Source organism: Duganella sp. 3397, assembly GCF_031456625.1.
In the GTDB taxonomy this organism is placed as follows: Bacteria; Pseudomonadota; Gammaproteobacteria; order Burkholderiales; family Burkholderiaceae_D; genus Rugamonas; species Rugamonas phyllosphaerae.
Genome location: NZ_JAVDVB010000004.1, coordinates 596,877 through 620,343 on the forward strand (window position 1 = coordinate 596,877; position 23,467 = coordinate 620,343).

26 protein-coding genes and 1 tRNA gene are annotated in these 23,467 nt (G+C 62.8%); 12 read left to right on the top strand and 15 right to left on the bottom strand.

Features of this window, described 5'->3' with window-relative positions:
* Window positions 1-21: 21 nt before the first annotated feature.
* Genes J2X54_RS15460 through J2X54_RS15470 form a run of 3 tightly spaced genes read left to right on the top strand, consistent with a single transcriptional unit; the run spans window position 22 to window position 2,946 of the window.
* On the top strand, window positions 22-825 hold the full coding sequence (locus tag J2X54_RS15460) for an SDR family NAD(P)-dependent oxidoreductase (RefSeq protein ID WP_310181795.1): 804 nt from the start codon (window positions 22-24) through the stop codon (window positions 823-825).
* Window positions 826-847: 22 nt separating this feature from the next.
* Window positions 848-1,927, top strand: a complete 1,080-nt coding sequence (locus J2X54_RS15465) for an alkene reductase (protein WP_310181796.1) — start codon at window positions 848-850, stop codon at window positions 1,925-1,927.
* 8 nt (window positions 1,928-1,935) lie between these two features.
* A complete protein-coding gene (locus J2X54_RS15470; RefSeq protein WP_310181797.1) occupies window positions 1,936-2,946 on the top strand; it encodes an NADP-dependent oxidoreductase in 1,011 nt (336 codons plus the stop codon).
* Here the strand turns inward: J2X54_RS15470 and J2X54_RS15475 are convergent.
* The 3 genes from J2X54_RS15475 to J2X54_RS15485 form a co-directional block, all read right to left on the bottom strand.
* Window positions 2,943-4,658 (bottom strand): AMP-binding protein, encoded by a 1,716-nt coding sequence (locus J2X54_RS15475; protein WP_310181800.1) that lies wholly within the window; start codon window positions 4,656-4,658, stop codon window positions 2,943-2,945. The two genes, J2X54_RS15470 and J2X54_RS15475, sit on opposite strands and share 4 nt — an antisense overlap.
* A 248-nt stretch (window positions 4,659-4,906) precedes the next feature.
* Window positions 4,907-5,191: an XRE family transcriptional regulator gene (locus J2X54_RS15480; RefSeq protein ID WP_310181802.1), complete on the bottom strand. Its 285-nt coding sequence runs from the start codon at window positions 5,189-5,191 to the stop codon at window positions 4,907-4,909.
* Between the two features lie 37 nt (window positions 5,192-5,228).
* Window positions 5,229-5,305, bottom strand: a tRNA-Pro gene (locus tag J2X54_RS15485).
* 286 nt (window positions 5,306-5,591) lie between these two features.
* Here J2X54_RS15485 and J2X54_RS15490 point away from each other — a divergent pair.
* Together J2X54_RS15490 and arsC are read left to right on the top strand one after the other, a co-directional pair.
* A complete protein-coding gene (locus J2X54_RS15490; protein ID WP_310181805.1) occupies window positions 5,592-7,925 on the top strand; it encodes a TonB-dependent receptor domain-containing protein in 2,334 nt (777 codons plus the stop codon).
* A gap of 41 nt (window positions 7,926-7,966) precedes the next feature.
* Entirely contained in the window at window positions 7,967-8,314 is a 348-nt protein-coding gene (arsC, locus tag J2X54_RS15495) for an arsenate reductase (glutaredoxin) (protein ID WP_310181807.1), read from the top strand.
* A gap of 81 nt (window positions 8,315-8,395) precedes the next feature.
* Here arsC and ispB read toward each other — a convergent pair whose 3' ends face one another.
* Window positions 8,396-9,406: an octaprenyl diphosphate synthase gene (gene ispB, locus J2X54_RS15500; protein ID WP_208599974.1), complete on the bottom strand. Its 1,011-nt coding sequence runs from the start codon at window positions 9,404-9,406 to the stop codon at window positions 8,396-8,398.
* A gap of 240 nt (window positions 9,407-9,646) precedes the next feature.
* Between ispB and rplU the strand changes: the two genes are divergently transcribed.
* From rplU to obgE, 3 genes are all read left to right on the top strand, one after another.
* The gene (gene rplU, locus J2X54_RS15505; protein ID WP_026637237.1) at window positions 9,647-9,958 is read left to right on the top strand and encodes a 50S ribosomal protein L21; all 312 of its coding nucleotides are present in this window, start codon (window positions 9,647-9,649) and stop codon (window positions 9,956-9,958) included.
* Between the two features lie 37 nt (window positions 9,959-9,995).
* Window positions 9,996-10,259, top strand: a complete 264-nt coding sequence (rpmA, locus tag J2X54_RS15510; RefSeq protein WP_070245829.1) for a 50S ribosomal protein L27 — start codon at window positions 9,996-9,998, stop codon at window positions 10,257-10,259.
* A gap of 112 nt (window positions 10,260-10,371) precedes the next feature.
* Window positions 10,372-11,481 carry a GTPase ObgE gene (gene obgE / locus J2X54_RS15515; RefSeq protein ID WP_310181811.1) on the top strand — a complete coding sequence of 370 codons (1,110 nt, stop codon included), beginning with the start codon at window positions 10,372-10,374 and terminating at the stop codon, window positions 11,479-11,481.
* Between the two features lie 68 nt (window positions 11,482-11,549).
* Here obgE and J2X54_RS15520 read toward each other — a convergent pair whose 3' ends face one another.
* The gene (locus J2X54_RS15520; RefSeq protein WP_310181813.1) at window positions 11,550-11,747 is read right to left on the bottom strand and encodes a hypothetical protein; all 198 of its coding nucleotides are present in this window, start codon (window positions 11,745-11,747) and stop codon (window positions 11,550-11,552) included.
* Between J2X54_RS15520 and proB the strand changes: the two genes are divergently transcribed.
* Entirely contained in the window at window positions 11,734-12,852 is a 1,119-nt protein-coding gene (proB, locus tag J2X54_RS15525; protein WP_310181816.1) for a glutamate 5-kinase, read from the top strand. The two genes, J2X54_RS15520 and proB, sit on opposite strands and share 14 nt — an antisense overlap.
* An 8-nt stretch (window positions 12,853-12,860) precedes the next feature.
* On the opposite strand, the gene nth is transcribed toward proB, so the two are convergent.
* From nth to fdxA, 7 genes are all read right to left on the bottom strand, one after another.
* Window positions 12,861-13,508 carry an endonuclease III gene (gene nth / locus J2X54_RS15530; RefSeq protein WP_310181819.1) on the bottom strand — a complete coding sequence of 216 codons (648 nt, stop codon included), beginning with the start codon at window positions 13,506-13,508 and terminating at the stop codon, window positions 12,861-12,863.
* Window positions 13,505-14,230, bottom strand: coding sequence for an electron transport complex subunit RsxB (gene rsxB, locus J2X54_RS15535; protein ID WP_310181821.1), 726 nt, complete (start codon window positions 14,228-14,230; stop codon window positions 13,505-13,507). The genes nth and rsxB overlap by 4 nt, the downstream gene beginning before the upstream one ends.
* A gap of 27 nt (window positions 14,231-14,257) precedes the next feature.
* Complete coding sequence (locus J2X54_RS15540; protein WP_310181822.1) at window positions 14,258-16,027, bottom strand: chloride channel protein; 1,770 nt, start codon at window positions 16,025-16,027, stop codon at window positions 14,258-14,260.
* A complete protein-coding gene (locus J2X54_RS15545; protein ID WP_310181824.1) occupies window positions 16,020-16,430 on the bottom strand; it encodes a MarR family transcriptional regulator in 411 nt (136 codons plus the stop codon). The genes J2X54_RS15540 and J2X54_RS15545 overlap by 8 nt, the downstream gene beginning before the upstream one ends.
* 82 nt (window positions 16,431-16,512) lie before the next feature.
* The gene (locus J2X54_RS15550; protein WP_310181826.1) at window positions 16,513-17,754 is read right to left on the bottom strand and encodes a polyhydroxyalkanoate depolymerase; all 1,242 of its coding nucleotides are present in this window, start codon (window positions 17,752-17,754) and stop codon (window positions 16,513-16,515) included.
* A 259-nt stretch (window positions 17,755-18,013) separates the two neighbouring features.
* Complete coding sequence (locus J2X54_RS15555) at window positions 18,014-19,078, bottom strand: NAD(P)/FAD-dependent oxidoreductase (RefSeq protein WP_019921565.1); 1,065 nt, start codon at window positions 19,076-19,078, stop codon at window positions 18,014-18,016.
* A gap of 94 nt (window positions 19,079-19,172) precedes the next feature.
* Window positions 19,173-19,496 (bottom strand): ferredoxin FdxA, encoded by a 324-nt coding sequence (fdxA, locus tag J2X54_RS15560; protein WP_056137511.1) that lies wholly within the window; start codon window positions 19,494-19,496, stop codon window positions 19,173-19,175.
* Window positions 19,497-19,859: 363 nt separating this feature from the next.
* Here fdxA and J2X54_RS15565 point away from each other — a divergent pair, with 363 nt between their 5' ends.
* Window positions 19,860-20,138: a polyhydroxyalkanoic acid system family protein gene (locus tag J2X54_RS15565; RefSeq protein ID WP_070246079.1), complete on the top strand. Its 279-nt coding sequence runs from the start codon at window positions 19,860-19,862 to the stop codon at window positions 20,136-20,138.
* A gap of 22 nt (window positions 20,139-20,160) precedes the next feature.
* On the opposite strand, the gene J2X54_RS15570 is transcribed toward J2X54_RS15565, so the two are convergent.
* Entirely contained in the window at window positions 20,161-20,412 is a 252-nt protein-coding gene (locus J2X54_RS15570) for an acyl-CoA-binding protein (protein WP_310181833.1), read from the bottom strand.
* Between the two features lie 168 nt (window positions 20,413-20,580).
* On the bottom strand, window positions 20,581-20,871 hold the full coding sequence (locus tag J2X54_RS15575) for an HU family DNA-binding protein (protein ID WP_019921569.1): 291 nt from the start codon (window positions 20,869-20,871) through the stop codon (window positions 20,581-20,583).
* Window positions 20,872-21,092: 221 nt separating this feature from the next.
* Here J2X54_RS15575 and J2X54_RS15580 point away from each other — a divergent pair, with 221 nt between their 5' ends.
* Window positions 21,093-21,887 (top strand): hypothetical protein, encoded by a 795-nt coding sequence (locus tag J2X54_RS15580; RefSeq protein ID WP_310181835.1) that lies wholly within the window; start codon window positions 21,093-21,095, stop codon window positions 21,885-21,887.
* Between the two features lie 75 nt (window positions 21,888-21,962).
* Here J2X54_RS15580 and J2X54_RS15585 read toward each other — a convergent pair whose 3' ends face one another.
* Window positions 21,963-22,319, bottom strand: coding sequence for an FKBP-type peptidyl-prolyl cis-trans isomerase (locus J2X54_RS15585; RefSeq protein WP_070246080.1), 357 nt, complete (start codon window positions 22,317-22,319; stop codon window positions 21,963-21,965).
* Window positions 22,320-22,492: 173 nt separating this feature from the next.
* On the opposite strand from J2X54_RS15585, the gene J2X54_RS15590 reads away from it, so the two are divergent.
* On the top strand, window positions 22,493-23,461 hold the full coding sequence (locus J2X54_RS15590) for a cytochrome D1 domain-containing protein (protein ID WP_070246081.1): 969 nt from the start codon (window positions 22,493-22,495) through the stop codon (window positions 23,459-23,461).
* Window positions 23,462-23,467: the final 6 nt, after the last annotated feature.

Below are 23,467 nucleotides of genomic sequence, written 5' to 3' on the forward strand. Positions count from 1 at the left end.
AGTTCACTAAAGGAAAAAGTCATGTCTACCGCTCACAGCCACCGCAATATCGCCGTCATCACCGGCGCCTCGTCCGGTATCGGCGCCGTCTATGCCGACCGTTTTGCCGCCCGTGGCTACGACCTGGTGCTCGTCGCCCGCCGCGCCGACCGCCTGCAAACCCTCGCTGTCAGCCTCACCGAAAAACACGGCGTGCAGGTGACGCCGCTGGTGGCCGACCTGGCCACCAGCGCAGGGCAGGACAGCGTGGCCGACGTGCTGGCCAACAATCCGGCCGTGAGCGTGCTGGTCAACAACGCCGGCATCGCCCGCCTGGCGCCGCTGGCTGCCAGCAGCCCGGAGGATGTGGCCGCGCAACTGGCCCTGAACATTACCGCGCTGACCCGCCTGACGTACGCCGTGCTGCCAGCGTTCAAACAGCGCAACGCCGGCCTGATCATCAACGTCGCCTCGGTGCTGGGCCTGCACTCGCTGCCGATCACCGCTGTCTATAGCGGCACCAAGTCGTTCGTGGTGGCCTTTACGCGCGGCATCGAGCACGAGCTGGCCGAGACCGGCGTCAAGGTACAAGCGGTGCTGCCGGCTGCCACCGCCACCGAGCTGTGGGACCCTTCGGGCGTGCCGCTGGCCGCGCTGGCGCCGGAAACCGTGATGGCGGCCGACGCCATGGTCGATGCCGCGCTGTTCGGCCTGGACCAGGGCGAAACCCTGACCTTGCCATCGATTGCCGACGCGTCACTGATCGAAAAATACGAAGCAGCCCGCGTGACCCTGTTCGCCACCGCCCAGACCGGCACCGTCGCGCCGCGCCTGCTGCCTGCTTAACCCCTAACCCCGGATAACCACCATGATGTTTGAACCTTTCGCCCTGCGCGGCACCGAGCTGGCCAACCGCGTGGTGATGTCGCCGCTGACCCGCAGCCGCGCCGTCGACAACAATACGCCCAACAGCCTGATGGCCACGTACTACGCCCAGCGCGCCACCGCCGGCCTGATCATCACCGAAGGCACGTCGCCATCGCCCAACGGCCTCGGCTACCCACGGATTCCCGGCCTGTTCAATGCCGAGCACGCTGCAGGCTGGCGCCTGGTAACCGACGCGGTCCATGCCGCAGGCGGCAAGATCGTCGTGCAACTGATGCACACCGGTCGCGTAACCCACGTCGATAACCTGCCGGCCGGCGCCGTGGTGGTGGGGCCTTCGGCCGAAGTGTGCCCTGGCGAGATGCGCGTCGATGGCAAGGAGGAAGCCGTGCCGCACACGGCGCCGCGCGCCATGACCGAAGCGGACATCGCCACCGCAGTGGCCGAATATGCCAACGCCGCGCGCCTGGCGATCGAGGCCGGTTTCGACGGCATCGAACTGCACGCGGCCAACGGCTATTTGCTCGAGCAATTCCTCAACGCCAATATCAACCTGCGCACCGACGGCTATGGCGCGACCGCCGAAGGCCGCAACCGCTTCGTGCTGGAAGTGGCGCGCGCAGCGGTCGCTGCGATCGGCGCCGAGCGCGTGGGCATTCGCCTCTCTCCCTACGGCGTGGTCAATGCTGCCGGCGCCTATGACGGCGTCGATGAGCAATACGTGGCGCTGGTGTCGGAACTGTCGCAACTGGGCCTGATGTATGTGCACGTGCTCGACCATTCCGCGATGGGCACGCCGCCAGTGCCGGCCAGCATCAAGGCGGCCTTGCGCTCAGCGTTCGACGGCCCGTTCATCGCTGCCGGCGGCTTCGACAAGGCCAGCGCCGAACAGGCGCTGACTGCCGGCGAGGCCGACCTGGTGGCGTTCGGTCGCCCGTTCATTGCCAACCCGGACCTGGTCGAGCGACTGCGCCGCGATGCGCCGTTGAATGCGCCGGACCCGGCAACGTTCTACACGCCCGGCGCCAACGGTTACACTGATTACCCAACCCTGGCCAACTGAGGAATACCATGCAGGCACTCATCCTGAAAGCTTACGGCAAGAGCGGCGCCCTGGCGCTGGCCGAGGTGGCCCGTCCCGTGGCGGGGCCTGGCGAGATCCTGGTGCAGGTTCACGCGGCCGGCCTCAACCCGATCGACAATGCGATTCCGAAGGGCGACTTCAAGCCGCTGCTCAAGTTTGCGTTGCCTGCCGTGATCGGCAGCGACCTCGCCGGCGTGGTGGTGGACACCGGCGCCGGTGTCAGCCGCTTCAAGGTCGGCGACGCGGTGTTTGCCAGCGTGTTCGATACCGGCCGCGGTTCGCTGGCCGAGTTCGTTGCCGTGTCCGAACACGCGGCCGCCCACAAGCCGGTCAACCTCGACTTCGTGCAGGCCGCGTCGATCCCGATGGTGGGCTTGACCGCGTGGCAGTCGTTCCACGAACACGCGCGGCTGTTGCCGGGCCAGAAAGTGTTCATCCCGGCCGGCTCGGGCGGCATCGGTTCGTTCGCGATCCAGCTGGCCAAACAGATGGGTGCACGCGTGGCCACCACCACCAGCACCGCCAACGTGGCGCTGGTGCGCAGCCTCGGCGCCGACGAAGTGATCGACTACAAGCAGCAGGACTTCACGCAAGTGCTGAGCGGTTACGACGTGGTGCTGGGCACGGTACGTGGCGACGGCCTGGAACAGGCACTGAAAATCGTCCGTCCGGGCAGCCACGTGGTATCGCTGATCGGCCCACCCACCGCGGACTTTGCCCGCCAGCGTGGCATGAATGTCGTGTTCCGCTTGGTGATGGGGCTGCTGAGCCGCAAGATCCGGGGTTTGGCCAAGCGGCGCAGCGCCGATTATTCGTTCATGTTCGTGCGCCCGGATGGCGGCCAGCTGGCCGAGATCGGCAAGCTGCTGGACGCGGGCGCCATCCGGCCGGTGATCGACCAGGTATATCCGTTCGCGCAGGCGCAGGAGGCGCTCGCTTACCTCGACCAGGGGCGGGCGAAGGGCAAGGTGGTGGTGCAGATGGTGCCGGCTGCCTAGTGTTGCGCCAGCCCGAGGTCGGTCGCCACCTGCTGGCGCAGCAGGTATTTCTGGATCTTGCCGGTGACCGTCATCGGGAACGCCGGCACGAAGCGGATATAGCGTGGAATCTTGTACCGCGCGATCTGGTCCTGGCAAAAAGCGCGGATCTCGTCCTCGTCGGCGGTCATGCCCGGGCGCACGATGATGCAGGCGCACAGTTCCTCGCCATATTTTGCGTCCGGCACACCCACGCACTGCACGTCCTGCACCTTGGGGTGGCGGTACAAAAATTCCTCGATCTCGCGCGGGTAGATGTTCTCGCCGCCGCGTATCACCATGTCCTTGGCGCGGCCGACGATGCTGGCAAAGCCCTGGGCATCGAGCACGGCCAGGTCGCCCGTGTGCAGCCAGCGCGCGGCGTCGATGGTGTCGCGCGTCTGCTCGTCGTCGCCCCAGTAGCCGAGCATGACCGAGTAGCCGCGCGTGAGCAGTTCTCCCTTCACGCCGCGCGGCACGATGCGCCCGTCGCCATCGACGATTTTCACTTCCAGGTGCGGATGCACGCGGCCGATGGTGGATACGCGCAGGTGCACCGGGTCGTCCACCGAACTCTGGAAGCTGACCGGCGAGGTTTCCGTCATGCCGTAGGCAATCGTGATCTCGGTCAGGTGCATGCGCTCGATCACGCGGCTCATCACCTCGGCCGGGCAGGGCGAGCCGGCCATGATGCCGGTGCGCAGCGTCGATAAATCGTAGTGGGAAAAATCGGGATGATCGAGCATGCCGATGAACATGGTAGGCACGCCGTGCAGTCCGGTGCAGCGTTCGGCCTGCACCGTGGCCAGCACGGCCGCCGGCTCGAAACTCTCGCCGGGAAACACCATCGTCGCGCCATGCGTGACGCACGCCAGGTTACCGAGCACCATGCCGAAGCAGTGGTACAGCGGCACCGGGATGCACAGCCGGTCGCGTTCGGTCAGGCGCATGGCTTCGCCCACGAAAAAGCCATTGTTGAGGATGTTGTGGTGGGTGAGCGTGGCGCCCTTGGGCGCGCCGGTGGTGCCGGACGTGAACTGGATATTGACCGCGTCGTCGAATTGCAGCGTGGCTTCCACGGCCGCCAGTGCAGCCTGCTGCTGCGCATCGGGCAGGGCAAGCAGCTCGTCGAAGTTGTGCATGCCGGGCGTGCGCTCAGCGCCCAGCCGGATCACGTGGCGCAGCTGCGGCAGCTTATCTGCGTGCAGTTGGCCGGGACTGCTGTGGCGCAGCTCGGGCACCACGGCGTTGACGATGGCCAGGTAGTCGCTGGCCTTGAATGATGGCGACAGGATCAGCGCCGCGCACTGCACCTTGCCCAGCACGTATTCGAGCTCGCTGCGCCGGTAGGCCGGGTTGATGTTGACCAGCACCAGTCCGGCGCGGGCAGTGGCAAACTGCACCAGCACCCATTCCGCGCAGTTCTGCGACCAGATGCCGACCCGGTCGCCCGGCTGCAAACCCAGCGCAAGAAGTCGGGCCGCCAGGCGCGACACACGCGCATCGAGTTCGGCATACGTCCAGCGCACACCCTGGTGCGGCACCACCAGCGCCTCGTTGTCCTGGTGGCGCGCGGCGATGTCGGCCAGGAAGCGGCCGATGGTCACGCCGATCAGCGGCACGTCGTGGGCGCCATGGACATAGCTTGGCTGTTCGGTGGGTTGAGGATTCAGTGCAGCGCTCGTTTGTGGCATGTCGTCTCCGTGGCGTTGTTTTGACTGGGGTTCAGTCTAGCATTGCAGGCGCCGCAGGGAGGCGGGCGCGGACACGGTCTATGCCGCTTTTTCTGCCGCTTTTCAGCTTGTATAAGCCATTGATTGCAGATGAATTTTTAGATAAAACGCCAGCTTTTCGGAGATTTGTTTGCCGGTTTGTCTGCAAGTTGTTTTGGCTTGGCCATGGTGAATGCCTTACGCTTACCGATAGGTTCAGGTCGTGCCAGTCAAGCTGCATCGAGCAATTGGAGTTCGACGTGCAGGCCTGCCTTGTCAGCCATATTCACCAGCGCATCGATAGCGAACAGATTGATCTTGCCACGCATCAGGTCGGATACGCGCGGTTGTGTGATGCCCAGGACTTTGGCCGCGTCTGCCTGGCTCAGCCCGGAGTTGGTGATGTGGCTTTTCAGCTGCATCATCAGCTGCGAACGAACCTTCATGTTCGCGGCTTCTTCCGGCGTGTCTTCGATCGCGTCCCATACGCTGGTAAAGCGGTCAGTGTTCGTCATGGTAACGGTTCCTGTTTGACTTGATCCTTGGCAAAGTTGGTCGGGGTGAGAGGATTCGAACCTCCGGCCTCTACGTCCCGAACGTAGCGCTCTACCGGGCTAAGCTACACCCCGACACCCCGATATTTCAGCATATTCCCGCCCGCGCTTCAATCGCGTGATGCGCGTGCGCCACGGTATTTGACCTGCTTGCGCCCATTGTTTGCGTCACATCAGCACTGTCCCTGTCTGTGGCACACCGCCAACGCTTTCACCCAGCTTGGCAAAGATCTTGCTTTGCAAAAAGATTAAGATGGTTAAGCTTGTTGATTGGCAAAAGATGCATCATTTCAGGGCGCAGTTCGCCCTCATGGCTCACTTTGGCGATTGGGGAATACGGATGAAAACACGACGGACGATCATGTTCAGTGCGGTTGCGGCGGCGTTGGCGGTACTGGCGCCAGTGGCGCAGTCCCAGGCACAGGTGGCCCAGAAGATGACTAACAGCGACCAGATCGAAGTGGTGACGGTCACCGCGCAAAAGCGCCGGGAAGACCCGGCCAAGGTGGCCATGAGCATCTCGGCGGTGACCGGCAAGCAGTTGCAGGAAGAGCATATCCGCGACATCACCGACCTCACGCGCGTGGTGCCGAATATCTCGTTTACCGCTGCCAGCGGCAACGGCGGGGCGGGGCCGGGGACGTCGAATATCGAAATCCGTGGCGTCAGCTCAACCGCCGGGGCCGCCACAGTGGGTGTGTACCTGGGCGATACGCCGGTCACGGTCGGCAACGTCTACACGATGGGCAATATCGAGCCGCGCTTTTTCGATATCGACCGGGTGGAAGTGCTGCGCGGCCCGCAGGCGACCTTGTATGGCGCCAGCTCGATGGGCGGCACCATCAAGTTCGTGCCCAACGAGCCGGATCTGAAAGAGCGCGAAGTGACCACGTATACCGAGGCCTCGAATGCCAGGGGCGGCAGCGCCAGCTGGTCGGCCAATGTGGTCGGCAATTTCCCGCTGGTACCCGACGAGCTGGCGCTGCGCATCGGTGTGCAGGCCCAGCACACGGGTGGCTTCATCGACCAGGTCGATGGCAACGGGTCTGGCCTGGCCAGTAACATCAACAAGATCAGCGACCAGGAACTGCGCGTGGCGCTCAAGTGGCGGGCCACGCGCGATGTGACCGTGACGCCGTCGCTGTATTTCCAGCGCCTCGATGCGAAAGATATCTCGGCCTTCAACCTCGACCGACCCAATTACCAGGCGCAAAAGCAAGTGCGCGAGCCATCGATCGACAAGCTGCTCGCGCCCAGCATCACCGTCAACTGGGACCTGGGCGGCGCCGACCTGACGTCGGCCACCAGCTACTTCTCGCGCAAGTTCGACCGCACCCAGAACGGCTCGGCCTACAACAGCTATTCGCTCTCGACTTTCCTTACTTCGACCGAGGACGGCGGCAAGGCGCCGCCCGAGCTCATCGACGCGATTGCCGGCCTGCCATCGGCCGTGTACCTGCAAAACCGGGTGCGCCAGGTGTCGCAGGAATTCCGCCTGGCTTCGCGTCCCTATGCTCCGGCGGTGTCGCCCTGGACCTGGCTGGCCGGCACCTATTTCTCGCGCCAGCGCACCGACATCGCCGAGAACGATCCGATTTTCGGCCTGACCGATACCTTTAAATCGTTCGGCTTCGATATTGACGATCCCGAGCTGTTGCCGGACGTGCGGCCCGGCGCGTTTCCGAACGACGACGCGTTTGCCGGCCAGTTCCACTACCGCGAAAAGCAGGCGTCGATCTTTGGCGAAGCCAATTATTACTTCACCCCCGCCGTGCACGCGACCGTCGGCGCGCGTTACCTGAAAGCGAAGTCGACGCTGGCCCAGCGCAACGGCAACTACCTGGCCGGCGCCGGCAACAACAGCGGCGCCAGCCTGTCGTCGCACGCGTTCACGCCCAAGTATGCAATGACGTGGGAAGTCGATCCGGCCAACACCGTGTATGCCAGCGTGGCCAAGGGCTTCCGGCTGGGCGGCTCGAACATCTTCGTGCCGCCGACGACCTGCGGCCCCGACCTCGAGCTGAACGGCTTGAGCGAAGGCCCGCCCAACTACGCAGCCGACAGCCTGTGGAGTTACGAGTTGGGCAGCAAGTCGCGCTTCCTCGGCAACCGCCTGACGGTCAACGCCGACGTGTTCTACGTAAAATGGAAAAACATCCAGCAAGGCGTGTACCTGCCCACCTGCGCCTACACCTATAACGCCAACGCCGGCGACGCCACTACCCGTGGCGTCGAGTTCGACATCAAGGCCAAGCCGATGGCCGGGCTGACCTTGAGCGCGTCGGGTGGTTATGTGAAGGCCGAGTTGAGCAACGATGTCGGCAGCCAGAACGGCGTAGTGGGGGCGGTGGCTGGCGCGCGCATCCAGGGCGTGCCGAAGTACAACGCGGCCATCAGTGCGCGCTACAACTTCGCCCTGGCCGGCGCCCAGAGCGCGTTCGTGATGGGGGGCGTGCAGTGGGTGGGTACGAGCAAAGGCTCGCTCAACCCGGAGTCGACCGACTACGACCGGCCCGGCTACCACACGGCCGACTTCAGCGCCGGTACCAGCTTCGACAACTATACGGTCACCGTGTTCGTCAAGAATGCGTTCGACAACGATACCGTGATCCAGCATCCGCAGGTGGCGTCGATCGTGCAGGGCTATCGACTGATGCCGCGCGCGATCGGTGTGAGTCTGGCGACGAAGTTCTAGGCGATAATGCTGCCTTTGAATTGATCCTCGAAGGCAGCCTCATGGCAATCACGATTTATCACAATACCGCTTGCGGCACGTCGCGCAAGACCCTGGAGGCGATCCGCGCCACCGGCGTGGAGCCGCAGATCATCGACTACGTGAAAAACCCGCCCACCCGGGTGCAGCTGGAAGAACTGATAGGCAAAGCCGGCCTGACGGTGCGCCAGGCCATGCGCGACAAGGGCGACCTGTACGGCGAATTGGGCCTCGGTGACTTGTCGTTGCCCGATTCGGCGCTGCTCGATGCCATGCTGGCCCATCCGATTTTGATCAACCGGCCGTTCGTGGTAACCGACAAGGGCGTGCGCCTGTGCCGGCCTTCGGAGCTGGTGCTGGAAATTTTGTAAGACCCGCACGGCCAGGGCCGGGGTCGGACCCCGTACGGGGTCCGACCCCATGGGTCTCAGCGGTAAACCGCGCCCGTACGGTTAGTGCGTACGATTAACCGAAAAATGCGCCAGCTGCAGCAGCGAGTCCTTGTATTCGCTCTCGGGCAGTCCGGCAATCGCCTGGGCTGCGCTCTCGGCAGCGAGCTCGGCCTGGCGGCGCGTGAAGTCCAGTGCGCCGCTGCTCGTGACCGCTGCCAGCACGGCGTCGAAGTGCTGTTCGTCGCCTTGCTCGATGCAGGTGCGCACCAGTTCGCGCTGTTCCGGCGTGCCGTTTTCCATCAGGTAGATCAGCGGCAGCGTCGGCTTGCCTTCGCGCAGGTCGTCGCCGACGTTCTTGCCGATTTCGGCAGCGTCGCCGGCGTAGTCGAGTACGTCGTCGATCAGCTGGAACGCGGTGCCCAGCGAGCGGCCGTATTCGCCGGCGGCGGCGATCTGCGGTTCGGTGGCGCCGGCGATCAGTGCGCCCAGTTCGGCGGCGGCTTCGAACAGCTTGGCGGTTTTCGAACGGATCACTTGCAGGTAACGCTCCTGGCTCACGTCCGGGTCGTGCATGTTCAGCAGTTGCAGCACTTCGCCTTCGGCGATCACGTTGGTCGCTTCCGACAGGATTTGCATCACGCGCATATTGGCCAGGTCGGCCATCATCTGGAACGAACGCGAATACAGGAAGTCGCCCACCAGCACCGACGCGGCGTTGCCGAACAGCGCATTGGCGGTGGCGCGTCCCCGGCGCAGCGACGATTCATCGACCACGTCGTCATGCAGCAGGGTGGCGGTATGAATGAATTCGACCACGGCGGCCAGTTCGTGGTGGGCCGTACCCTTGTAGGAATACGCATTAGCTACCAGCAATACCAATACCGGCCGCAGGCGTTTACCGCCAGCGCTGATGATGTATTCGGCAATCTGGTTGACGAGGCTGACCTCGGAATGCAGCTTGCGGCGGATCACCGCATTGACCGCGTCCATGTCGGCGGCGATCGAGTGGGCGATGGTGTTCTGGGGGGCGGTTTGGGTGGCGGCAGACAAGACGAACCTGTGCGTTGACATTATAGGTGCCGAGATTATACGACATGGCCCTCTCAACCGGGGGCGCTGGTGGATTTGTCCATCTTGATGGAGAGCCAAGTTGACTGACATACCACGCCGCCGGCAGTTTGTGAATAGTTTTTGACGCGAAAACCCATCCCATGTATAATCTGCGGTTCCCCGGTTTCCATGCAGGACAGCAGTACTCGTAGCTGCAAGGCGCTGGCGGATTTTTCTCAACATATGAAGAGGTTTCAAATCATGTACGCGGTCATAAAAACCGGTGGCAAACAATACAAAGTTGTCGCTGGCGAAAAACTTAAAGTAGAACAGATACCTGCAGACATTGGTTCCGAAATCACCATTGACCAAGTCCTCGCCGTTGGCGCGGGCGACAGCATCAAGTTTGGTGCTCCCCTGGTTGAAGGTGCTACGGTACTGGTTACTGTTGTGGCTCAAGGTCGTCACGATAAGGTGAAGATTTTCAAGATGCGTCGTCGTAAGCACTACCAGAAGCATCAAGGCCATCGTCAGAATTACACCGAAATCCAAATCGTCTCGATCAACGGCTAATCCCGTTCCGGCACACTAGTACTCAAGGAGCTTTAGCATGGCACACAAAAAAGGCGGCGGCACAACGCGAAATGGTCGTGACTCAGAATCAAAACGCCTGGGCGTTAAGGTTTACGGCGGTCAAACGATCAATGCAGGCGGCATCATCATTCGTCAACGCGGCACCCCAGTGCGCGCCGGCGAAGGCGTTGGCACCGGCAAAGACCACACCCTGTTCGCTCTGGTGGACGGCGTGGTCAAGTTCGTGATCAAGGGCGCAGGCTCGAAGCAATACGTTACCGTGGTAGCAGCAGCAGCGTAATAACGCTGAACGGATGATGCGCGGGGCGCATGGTCCGATTTTGTAAGGCGCAAGCCTTCAATCGAAAAGGCTCTGCCCATGGTAGGGCCTTTTAGTTTTATGGCGGTACATCATGAAGTTTATCGACGAAGCAAAAATTGAAGTAATCGGTGGTGACGGCGGCAATGGTTGCGCCTCGTTTTGCCGTGAAAAATTCCGCCCATTTGGCGGCCCTGACGGCGGCGACGGCGGCAAGGGTGGCTCGATCTGGGCTGTAGCGGACCGTAACATCAATACCTTGGTCGATTTCCGCTTCTCCAAGGTGCACCGCGCGAAAGACGGCGAATCGGGCCGTGGCGCCGATTGCTATGGCAAGGGCGCTGACGATATCCACATGCGCATGCCGGTCGGCACCCTGATCATCGACGACGTGTCCGGCGAGATCCTGGCCGACCTGACCGAGCACGGTCAGATGGAATTGCTGGCCAAGGGCGGCGAGGGCGGCTGGGGCAATATCCACTTCAAGACCTCGACCAACCGCGCACCGCGCCAGAAGACCGAGGGTAAAGAAGGCGAACGCCGCGAAATCCGCCTCGAGCTCAAAGTGCTGGCCGACGTCGGCCTGCTGGGCATGCCGAACGCCGGCAAGTCCACCTTCATTTCGGCCGTATCGAACGCCCGTCCGAAGATTGCCGACTACCCGTTTACCACTTTGTTCCCGAACCTGGGCGTGGTCCGCGTATCGCACGAGAAAAGTTTCGTGATCGCCGACATCCCGGGCCTGATCGAAGGCGCCGCCGAAGGCGCGGGTCTCGGCCACCAGTTCCTGCGTCACTTGCAGCGCACCGGTCTGCTGTTGCACATCGTCGACCTGGCGCCGTTCGAGACCAATGTCGATCCGGTCAAGGAAGCCAAGGCCCTGGTCAACGAGCTCAAAAAATACGACGAAGCGCTGGTGGACAAGCCGCGCTGGCTGGTGCTCAACAAGCTCGACATGGTGCCGGAAGCGGAACGTGTCAAGCGCGTCAAGGACTTCGTCAAGAAGTTCGGCTTCAAGGGCCCGGTATTCGAGATCTCGGCGCTGAGCCACGATGGTACGCAAGAGCTGGTCAACGCCATCCAGATGCACCTGGAACAAGTGCGTCACACCGAGCAGCGCAGCGAAGAGACGCAGATGACCGAGGAAGCACGCGGCATTTCGTCGATCGATCCGGACGATCCGCGCTTCAAGATTCTCGACTGATTTTCACGCGGGGACCGCACCGGTCCTCGACGGAATCTGGTATCAAAGGCATAATCAGCATCAGCTGCTTATGCCTTTTGTTTTTCCATCGGCATAATCGCCATCAGCTGATGATGCCCGCCGGCCTTTGTCACCACGAGCCCGGCAACCTTCTGCGGCAAGCAAGGCCATCCGCCCGACCTGCGCACATTAAGCACAATCACAGCACAACCACGGTCGTTTTTTTCGCTTGTCTGGAGCAGTGTCGCACCCATGAATTCCGTCATACAAAAAGCCCAACGCATCATCATCAAGGTCGGCTCGTCGCTGGTTACCAACGACGGCCGCGGTCTCGACCACGCTGCCATCGCCCGCTGGGCCGCGCAGATCGCCGCCTTGCGCGCGCTCGGCAAGCAGGTGGTACTGGTCTCGTCCGGCGCGATTGCCGAAGGCATGTTGCGCCTCGGTTTCGAGCACCGCCCGCACGACATCCACGAACTGCAGGCCTGCGCCGCCGTCGGGCAGATGGGCCTGGCGCAGATTTACGAAACCAGCTTTCGCGCGCACGGCCTGGGCACGGCGCAAGTGCTGCTCACCCATGCCGACCTGGCCGACCGCGAACGCTACCTGAACGCCCGCTCCACGCTGACCACCTTGCTGCGCTTTGGGATTGTGCCGATCATCAACGAGAACGACACGGTGGTCACCGACGAGATCAAGTTCGGCGACAACGATACCCTGGGCGCGCTGGTGGCCAACCTGATCGAGGCCGACGCCCTGATCATCCTCACCGACCAGAAGGGCCTGTACAGCGCCGATCCGCGCAAGGACCCGCAAGCGGTATTGATCCAGCACGGCCGCGCCGGTGATCTTGCTCTGGAAGCGATGGCCGGCGGCGCCGGCAGCAGCCTGGGGCGCGGCGGCATGTTGACCAAGATCCTGGCCGCCAAGCGCGCCGCCAAGTCGGGCGCACACACCGTGATCGCTTACGGGCGCGAAGACCATGTGCTCGAACGCCTCGCCGCCGGCGAAGCCATCGGCACCGAACTGGCCGCGCAAACCGGCCACCTCACTGCGCGCAAGCAATGGATGGCCGACCACCTGCACACGGCAGGGCAGGTCGTGCTCGATGCGGGCGCGGTGCAGAAGCTGACCGCCGAGGGCAAGTCGCTGCTACCGATCGGCGTGGTGGAGGTGAAGGGGGAGTTCGGTCGCGGCGCGGTGATCACGTGCGTGGACCACGCTGGCGTGCCGGTGGCGCGCGGGCTGTCGAACTACACCAGCGCCGAAACGCGCCGCATCATGCGCAAGCCGTCGAGCGAAATCGAAGGCATCCTCGGCTTCCTGGAAGGCAAGGAGCTGGTGCACCGCGATAACCTGGTGCTGGTGTAAGTCGGGTTTTAAATGCCGTCCGGCGCCGGGGTCTTGCTGCGGTAGTCACACAAATCGATCTGCATGCAGTTCCAGCACTCGGGTTTCCTGGCCTTGCAGGTATAGCGGCCATGCAGGATCAGCCAGTGATGCGCATCCTGCAAGAACTCTTTCGGCACGAATTTCAGCAGCTTCTGCTCGACGATGTCGACGTTCTTGCCGGGCGCCAGGCCGGTGCGGTTGGAAACACGGAAGATGTGCGTATCGACCGCCATGGTCGGCTCGCCAAACGCCGTGTTCATCACCACGTTGGCGGTCTTGCGGCCCACGCCGGGCAACGCTTCGAGCGACTCGCGGTCGCGCGGCACCTCGCCGCCGTGCAGTTCCACCAGCATCTTGCAGGTGGCGATCACGTTCTTGCCCTTGGTTTTATACAGGCCGATGGTCTGGATGTAGGTCTTGAGTTCGTCCTCGCCCAAATCGAGAATGGCCTGCGGCGTGTTGGCCACCGGGTACAGCTTGCGGGTAGCCTTGTTGACGCCCACGTCGGTCGCTTGCGCGGAGAGCAGCACCGCGATTAGCAGTTCAAATGGCGTGGTGTATTCGAGTTCGGTCTTGGGATGGGGATTGGCGGCGCGGAAGCGCACGAACATGTCGTAGCGTTTGGCTGGATTCATTCAGGCTGGGTTCCGTTATGGCGGTCGGCTGCGGCGGCTTCGGCCGCTTCAGCATTAGCCGCTTCTTTCTTGGCCCGCGCGCGCTCCATGGCGGCGGCGATGATGGCGCGCTTGCGTTCCTTTTCGGCGGCGCCAGCGTCGTCCACCGGCGCCAGCGCTTCCACCGCGTCCATCTTGGCGGCGGCCTTGGTGGCCAGGCGCTCGTCGTTTTCCTGTTTTTCGCGCTTCAGGCGCAGCAGGCGGAAGTCGTGGCGTTCGCGCGCGGCATCGGCATCGGGCTGGCTCCAGGCGGCCCAGCCGGTCGCCTCGGTGACCGGGTACATCACGATGCAATCGACCGGGCACGGGTTCACGCACAGGTCGCAGCCGGTGCACAGGTCGGGCACGATGGTGTGCATCAGCTTGGCGGCGCCGACGATGGCGTCCACCGGGCAGGCCTGGATGCACAGGGTGCAGCCGATGCACAGCGTCTCGTCGATGTAGGCCACCGCGCGTGGCCGTTCGAGCCCGTTGACGGGATTGAGCGCGATGATCTTGCGGCCGGTGACTGCCGACAGCCGGGCGATGCCCTCCAGGCCGCCCGGCGGGCACTGGTTGATCTCGGCCGCGCCGTCCGCGATCGCCTGCGCGTACGGACGGCAGCCATCGAAGCCGCACTTGGTGCATTGCGTTTGCGGCAGGACGTCTTCGATGCGGTCGGCAAGGGTGTGGAGGTCGGACACGGCGGTTTTAAAATCGGTAAAACGCCATTATCCGACATCTGCGCGCCGCGCACCGAAAAACCGCACATGCCGTACTGTCTCCCGTTCCAGTTCGTCTGTGTGCAAACCGAGCGCTGGTTTAATCAGGTCGCTGTGGCTGATGATGCCGACCAGGCGCCGCGACTGCATGTCCGCCACCACCGGCAGCCGGCCCGTGCCGTGCACGGCCAGCCGCGTGGCCACCGCCCGGCAGGTCTCGTCGGCCAGCGCCACCAGTGGAACGTTCACCCCGAACAGCTCGCCCACCCTTAACGCATCCGGGCGACTGGCTGCACCTTCGCGGTCGAGCATGCCTACCAGGGCGCCGGTGTCGCTGCGCACCACCGGGTATGCGCGGTGGCGAGGCTTAGCATGGAAGTGGGTGCTCACCACGTCTGCCAGCAGCGCGTCGTCGGCGATGGTGTCCGGCACGTGGGTCATCACCTCTGCCACGCTGTGGCGCTCGAGTGGATCGATGCCATATTCGCGGTAGATATGGTGGCCGCGACGGGCGATTTTTTCGGTCAGGATCGAGCGGTCCATGGTCAGCACCGTGAACGCGTACGCCACCGTGGCGGTGGCCAGTACCGGCAGCAGGGCGTTGGCGTCGTGGGTGAGTTCGAATGCGAACACCACCGCCATCACCGGCGCGCGCATCATGCCGCCCAGGGTGGCGGCCATGAATACCAGCGGCCACACGGCCGGTTCGCCGCCGGGCAGGTACGGACCGAGCAGGGCACCGAGGCCGGCGCCCAGCATCAGCAGCGGCGCCAGCACGCCGCCCGAGGTGCCCGAGCCAAGCGCCAGCAGCCAGATCACGGCTTTGACGATGAGCAGGCTGGCAATCGCGGTGGCGGCCAGGTGGTTGTTCAGCAGGTCGGCGATGACGTCGTAGCCCACGCCCAGCGCACGCGGCTGCAGGTAGCCGCCGATGCCCACGGCCAAGCCACCAAGGGCCGGCCACCACATCCAGTGGATCGGCAGCTTGTGAAAGCCGTCTTCCACCTTGTACAGCGCGTTCGACAGCAGCCACGCCAGCATCCCGCACAGCACGCCGGCGATCAGGCACGACAGCAGGGCCGAGGGCGGCAGCGCCTGCGTGTGCAGCGGGAACAGCGGACCGGATTCGATCAACAGCGGACGCAGGAAGCCGGCCACCGCGCAGGCAACAGCCACCGGCGCCAGGCTGCGCGGGCGCAGTTCGAACAGCAGCAGCTCCACCGCCAGCAGCACGGCCGCGATCGGCGTGCCGAATACGGCGGTCATGCCGGCGGTGGCGCCAGCGACGAGGAGCGCCTTGCGCTCGGCCGCCGTCAAATGGAAATGCTGGCCGATCAGCGAGCCGACCGCGCCGCCGGTCATGATGATCGGGCCTTCGGCGCCGAACGGGCCGCCGCTGCCGATCGCAATGCCCGACGCCAGCGGTTTCAATACCGCCACCTTGGGCGACATGGTGCTTTTCTTGAACAGGATTGCCTCGATGGCTTCCGGGATGCCGTGGCCCCGGATCGCCTCGGAACCGTAGCGGGCGATCAGGCCCACGACCAGGCCGCCGATCACGGGCACCACGATCACCCATGGGCCCAGGGTGTTGGCCGCCGGCGAAGTGAAGGCGGTCGAGAGCTTCTGGAAGAAGAACAGGTTGGTGAAGACGCGGATCGCGTGCAGCAGCAGGTCGGCGGTGACGGTGCTGAGCGCACCGACCACGGCAGCGATGCTGGTCAGCAGCAGCAGGCGCGACCTGCCGTCGAAGTCGCGGCGGGTGTCATGGTTACTCATGGCGGATCCGCGGAATCGTGAATACGCCGTCGAGTGACAACAGCTCGGTGCGATGCTGTTCGGCCAGTTGCGCCAGGATAGTCTCGCCGTGCGGCAGCAAGTGGATTTCCACGCGGCGGCGGTCGGTCTCGCTCACGCGCCGCACGACCAGGCCCATCGCTTCGCAGCGGGTGGCCAGCGCGACGACGCCATGGTGCTTCGCTTGCAGGCGTTCGGCCAGTTCGCCCACCGTGGCCCAGTCGCGGCCCGGGTAGCCCTTGATGTGCAGCAGCAGCAAGTATTGCAGCGGAGTGATGCCTTGCGCTTGCACCACGTCTTCGGAAAAGCGTTCGAAGCGGCGCATCTGGTAGCGGAATTCGGAGAGCGCGGCGAAGTCAGATTTGGCCAGGATTTTGGAAGTCATGCCGAAATATATCATAACGTGATGTATTTGGCTGAAAAAAAGCCCGGCGCTTTTCAAGGGCCGGGACTTTTGATCCGCGATTTTAAGCGTGTTGCTTGATGAAGTCGGTGATCTTCGGGCACACCATCTCGCGCCAGCGGCGGCCCGAGAAGATGCCGTAGTGGCCGGCGCCCGGGGCCACGAAGTCCTGCTTCATGGTGTCCGGAAGATTGCTGCACAGGTCGTGCGCGGCCTGAGTCTGGCCGGCGCCGGAAATGTCGTCCAGCTCGCCCTCGACCGTGAACAGCGCCACCGTGGTGATGTCTTGCGGACGCACCAGCTGGCCGCCCACGTTCCAGGTGCCCAGCGGCAGGGCAAAGTCCTGGAACACGGTCTTGATGGTGTCGAGGTAGTACTCGGCCGGCATGTCGAGCACGGCGTTGTACTCGTCGTAGAACTTGCGGTGCGATTCGGCGGTTTCTTCGTCACCCTTGACCAGGTGGTTGTAGAAATCGCGGTGGCTCTGGGCGTGGCGGCCCGGGTTCATGGCGATGAACCCGGCGTGCTGCAGGAAGCCCGGATATACCTTGCGGCCAAAGCCGGGGTAGTTCGACGGCACCGGGTAGATCACGGTATTTTCGAACCACGAGAATTTCTTCTCGGTGGCCAGGTTATTCACTGCCGTGGGCGAACGGCGCGGATCGATCGGGCCGCCCATCATGGTCATGGTTTTCGGCAGTTTCGGATCCTTCGCAGTGGCCATCAGCGCAATGGCAGCCAGCACCGGCACGGTCGGCTGGCAAACAGAAATCACGTGCACGTCCGGACCCAGGTGGCGAATGAAATCCTGCACGTAATAGATGTAATCGTCGAGGTGGAAGGCGCCGTCGCTCAGCGGCACCATGCGCGCGTCGGTCCAGTCGGTGATGAAGACGTCGTGCTCGACCAGCAGGCCGCGCACGGTGTCGCGCAGCAGCGTGGAGTGGTGGCCCGACAGCGGTGCGACCAGCAGCACGGTCGGCTGCGCCAAGTCATTGACCTGTTGCTCGCCCAGGTCTTTCTTGAAGTGGATCAGGCGGCAGAACGGTTTGTTCACTTCCACCTGTTCGATGATGCCCACCGGCTGGTCCAGGCCCTTGACCGGCGAGGTATCGATCTCGAAGGCCGGCTTTTCGTAGTCCTTGCCCAGTCGGTACATCAATTCGTAGCCGGCGGCGATGCGCTGCGCGAACGGCGTATGCGCGAGCGGCGAGACCGGGTTGCTGAAGATTTTGGCGGAGGCGTCGGCCCACTGCATCAGTGGCGTGAGCATCGAGCGTTGCATTTCGTGCAGCTGGTAGAGCATGGTAGTTGTCCCGGTGTATTTATGGTGCGTTGCACCAATTACTGCATGATACGCCAATTCAGCGTGGCAAGCCGCTTCAGGCTGGCGATCAGCGTATTTTAGGTGCTTCGAAGCAAAATTGCTGATATTGCGCAACATGCCCGTCCAAAGAATAATACTGCCGAACCCATAAAAAAAGCAGCGTTTCCGCTGCTTTTGTGTAGGACATCCACTTGAGTGTTGCGTTACTGGCGTGGCGATAGTAACGCGCGATTCATGCTCAGTCGAAGACCGGAGTCTCGACGCCCAGCACCTTGTGCAGCTTCGGCGAGGTGGTGGTGTACTGCATGTGAATCTTCTTGTCCGGGAAGATGTACGGCGCGGCGCCGAAGGCGGCCAGCGCGGCTTCGTGGAAGCCCGACAGGATCAGCTTTTTCTTGCCCGGATAGGTGTTGATGTCGCCCACGGCGAAGATGCCCGGCACATTGGTTTCGAACTTCTCGGTATCTTGCACCTTCAGTTGGCGGCGCTCGATGTCCAGGCCCCATTCGGCGATCGGGCCCAGCTTTGGCGACAGGCCGTAGAACACCAGCAGCATGTCGAGCGGCACGCGGCGGGTGACGCCGTCCTGGCCGGTGACCTTCAGTTCGGTCAGCTTGTCGTCCTTGGTCTCGAAACCGGTGGCCTGGCCCACGATCAATTGCATTTCGTAGTCGTCGCACAGCGCTTTCATCTTGGCGACCGACGCCGGTGCGGCGCGGAAGTCTTCGCGGCGGTGCAGCAGCACGACCGATTCGGCCTTGCCGACGAAGTTCAGGGCCCAGTCCAGGGCCGAGTCGCCGCCGCCGCAAATGACCAGGTTCTTGCCTTCGAACTGGGCCGGATCCTTGACCTTGTAGTGCAGCTGCGAACCTTCGAAGACGTCGATGCCGTCCACTTTCAGGGTGCGGGCCTGGAACGAACCGACGCCGGCAGCGATGAAAATGGTCTTGGTGATGAATTCGGTACCGGCGGTGGTGGCGACGTCGAAACGGCCGTCGTCGCGGCGCTGCACCTTGACCACTTCCTGGCCCAGGTGGAAGGTCGGCTCGAACGGCTCGATCTGCTTGAGCAGGTTGTCGGTCAGTTCCTGGCCGGTGCACGAAGGCACGGCCGGGATGTCGTAGATGGGCTTGTCAGGATACAGTTCGACGCATTGTCCGCCCACCGCGCCCAGCGAGTCGATCACATGGGCTTTGATTTCCAGCAGGCCCAGTTCGAAGACCTGGAACAGGCCGACCGGGCCGGCGCCAATGATGACGGCATCGGTTTCGATGACGCCGGTAGGGGTGACAGTGCTATTCATTCGTTTTTCCTGTGATTTCAATAGTGGTTAGGCGACACCACGCTGCACGCTGTAACTAGCGCGCGGCCCGGTGTTGCCCGGCCAGACAGACGTCTTAGCGTACCAGCAGGTGCAGCTTATCTTTAACGTCCTTGAACTGGTCGGCGTCCGGCAGCGGGGCGACGGTCTTGGTGATCGAAGGCCAGTGGCGCGACAGGTCGGCGTTGAGCTTGATGTATTGCTGCTGGTCGCCGGGAACGTCTTCTTCGGCGTAAATCGCATTGACCGGGCACTCGGCCACGCACACGGCGCAGTCGATGCACTCGTCCGGGTCGATGGCGAGGAAGTTCGGTCCAGAGCGGAAACAATCTACCGGGCAAACATCGACGCAGTCCGTATAACGGCAGCTGATGCAAGATTCGGTGACAACGTGGGTCATAACAGTCCTATCAATGTTGGTGCACCTCGACAAACCTACTGCGCGGCCCGCTATCGCCGCTGCGTTGCTCAGCGTACCGGAGTACGCTTGCGCTACTCCCGACAATAACAGGCCGCTCGCGACGGTTTTTCGAGGCGCCCTGTTGGTGCGCAGTGGCGTAGTCGGCGATGGCGTAGCCGGCTAACCTCGGCAAAGCACTGTATTTTAAGGTAATTCCCTATTTCTCACAAACGGCGCTTATATACAATACATATAAGCAAATGCGACTGGAATCGGCGCAGGACCGCATTCTACCGTCCTGGGGTGGCGCGGCACGGTCGCAACTGGCATGATGCAGCCTTTGTTTTATTGATGAGGAAGTGCATGTCGGACATCAACATCGTCCAGGAACACCACCTGGCGCCCGAGCAAGCGCGTGCGGCGGCGCAACAAGTCGCGGACAAACTGTCCGAACAATTCGAATTGACGTCGCGCTGGGATGGCGATGTGCTGCGCTTCGAGCGCAGCGGCGTGAATGGTACGCTCAGTTTGCTGCCGAACCAGGCGCAGTTGCATATCGCGCTGGGCTTTCCGATCAGCGCGTTCGCGGCGCAGATCGAGAGCAAGGTGGCGGACAAGATGCGGCGGGTGTTCAGCGCGTAACCCGCACATCCTGTCGGGTGACTTACTTCAGGTCTTCGATCAGGTCGATGTACTGCTGCTTGGCGTCGTCGGCGCTGGTGCCTTTGATGGCATCCCAGGCGTCGAACTTGGCGCGGCCGACCATGTCGGTAAAGCCAGGGCGCTCGCCGGTGGCGTCGCCCACCGACGCCTGCTTGAACAGTGCGTAGATTTTCAGCAGGGTCATATTGTCCGGGCGTTCCGGCAGGTTTTTCGAGTCCGCCTGGGCTTGTTCGAATTGTGCTTGTAAGCTCATGTCTTCTCCTGGTATTGGGGGCAATCGTCCATCATACCCGCAGCCTCCGCGAAACCCGCTAGAGGAACCCCTCAAAAACACAACGGCGGCCATGACAGGTGTGCGCCTGGCATGAACCGCCGTGTTACTTGCTGCCAGCGACGCTGCTGCGTCCCGGCATAGTGATGATTACTTGGCTTTTTTAGCCGGGTTGACAGCCGACTTCAGGGTCGCGCCCGCCGAGAATTTCGGGGTTTTCGACGCCGCGATCTTGATCGCTTCGCCGGTAGCTGGATTGCGACCTTTGCGCGCAGCACGCTTGGCAACGGAGAAGGTGCCGAAGCCGGTGATGCCTACCGTGTCGCCTTTTTTCAGACGCTCGGTCACGATGGCGATCAAGGTGTTTACTGCGGTGTTGGCGGCAGCAGCAGACATCTCGGTGCGTTTCGCAAATTCAGCAATCAGTTCGCCTTTTTTCATTACTACCTCCTTGGTTATTAGAGCGCGCAGATTAGCATAAATATTGTCAGATGTAATGGTTTCCGCGCGAAGAGTTTCAAAGTAACCCTTGCTGCACCTGCCGTGCGTCGATGTGCACCGGTTTATCCCTTGTACTTAAAGGGCTTACGCAATCCTGACGGACTCGCATCATGAGCAAAAAGGTTTATCATGACACGACTTGCGCAGCATTGACGAGCAGGATGATGAGCTTTTCAGACGACACACTGATTGCCTACGCCGATGGCCAGCTCGACGCCGCGACCCGCCGCGCCGTCGAGCATGCCATGCAGCGCGACGCCAGCCTGCAGCGCCGGGTGGCGCGCTTGCGCGCGACGCGCGACGTCTTCATGCATGCGCCACGCTTCACCTCGCATTCGTCCCCAACCCCACCGGCATCAGCGCCGCACCACGGCAAGGTCGTCCACCTGGCGGCCGTGCGCGCGCAGCGCGTGGCCGTGCAGCAAGCGGCGCGCAAGGCCCAGGCTCCGCGCTGGAGCTGGCGCGTCTGGAGCGCGCTTGGCGTCACGCTGGTCGCGGGCTTGCTGGCGGGACGCTTCGCCCTGATTTACTGGCAGCCGGCCTGGCTGGGCGAATCACCAGCCGCACCCACCACCATCATCAGCCGCAACGGCATGCTGGTGGCGCAGGGCAAGCTCGACCTGGCGCTGAGCCAACAAATGGGCGGCGCCGCGCCGTCCGAGGGCGATGTGCGGGTGGGCTTGAGTTTCCTGTCCAACCAGGGCGGTTACTGCCGCACCTTTACGCTGGTGGGCCTGAGCCAGGATCTGGTGGGCGTGGCCTGCCGCGCCAGCGCGGAGTGGCGGGTGCCGGTGCTGGTGCAAAACATGCGGCCGGCACCGCAAATGAGCGCGCAGCGCGTGGCGGGTACGGAGATGCCAACGGCGGTGCTCGAGGCGATCGACCAGAGAATCGTGGGGGGGATGATGGATGCGCGCGCGGAGCAGGAGGCGTTGCGGCGGAACTGGCAGCGGTAGAGGGGGAAGGGCGGTAATTGGATCCCCGCCTGCGCGGGGATGACGGATCTGGCGTTCCGGTGTTACGTTACTTAATTAAACGCCCAGCAGTTCCACGTCGAAGATCAGGGTGGCGTTTGGTGGGATCACGCCGCCGGCGCCGCGTGCACCGTAGCCCAGTTCGGCTGGAATGATCAGCTGGCGGGCGCCGCCGATTTTCATGCCTTGCACGCCTTCGTCCCAGCCGCGGATGACCATGCCCGCGCCCAGCGCGAACTCGAACGGGTCGTTGCGGTCTTTGCTCGAATCGAACTTGGCGCCCTTGGTGCCGTCGTCGTTGCGCAGCCAGCCGGTGTAGTGCACGGTGACGTTTTGACCAGCTTTGGCTTCGGCGCCTTCGCCAACCGTCAGTTCGATGAATTGCAGGCCGGAGTCGGTAGTGATGGTGGACATAGCTATTCCTTCTATTGTTGGGTACAAGTCATCAATTGTAGCAGCAGCGACAAGGTGCAGTCGCAGCCCGTGTCGCGTGGCCGCCCTCACGGCAGAATAATTGTGACTTTCTCCCTCGGTACGGTTGGGTTTGCACGTAAAATAAAGTCTTTGCTCCTACAAGCGATTTCTTCATGTTCAGCAGTCTCCGCCGTATTGTTTTTTCCAGCGTTTGCGCCATCGCTTGCCTGCCGAGCGCGCAGGCCAACGTCGTGGTCGTGCTCAACTCGCGTGATGCGACCGTGCAGCTGCTGGACCAGGCCACGTACCAGAGCTTGTCGACCTTCCCGGTCGGCAAGGAGCCGCACCACCTGATGGCCACGCCCGACAACAAGTCGCTGATCGTCGCCAGCTCGGTCGGCAACGAGCTGATCTTCCTCGATCCGAAGACGGGCCAGATCCAGCGCACCCTCAAGGACATCCTCGACCCGTACCAGATCGGCTTTTCGCCCGACCAGAAATGGTTCGTCTCGAATTCGCTGCGCCTGGACCGGGTCGATATCTACCGCTACAACGGCACCAACCTGACCCTGAACAAGCGCATTCCGCTGGCCAAGCTGCCGAGCCACATGGCATTCGACACGGCCAGCACCACCGCCTTCATCACCCAGCAGGGCAGCGACCAGGTCAGCGCCATCGACCTGGCCAGCGGCGTGGTCAAATGGACCATGTCGGTCGGCAAGCTGCCGGCCGGGATCGCCATGACGCCCGACGACAAGTACTTGCTCGTTGGCATCATGGGCAGCGACTACGTCGAAGTGATCGACTGGAAAACCCAGAAGACAGTCAAGCGCATCAAGACCGGCATGGGCGCGCACAACTTCCGCTCGGCCGGCGACGGCCGTTACACCTATGTCTCGAACCGGGTCTCGAACTCGATCAACATCATCGACCAGAAGACCCTGGAAAATGTCGGCCAGATCAACGTGCCCGGCGGCCCCGACTGCATGGAAATCACCGACGACGGCAAGACCATGTGGGTAACGCTGCGCTGGATTAAAAAAGTGGCGGTGATCGACCTCAAGACGCGCAAGATCACCAAGCTGATCCCGGTGGGCCGCTCGCCGCACGGCGTGTTCTTCATGAACGCCGCCCAGCGCTGATGGGCC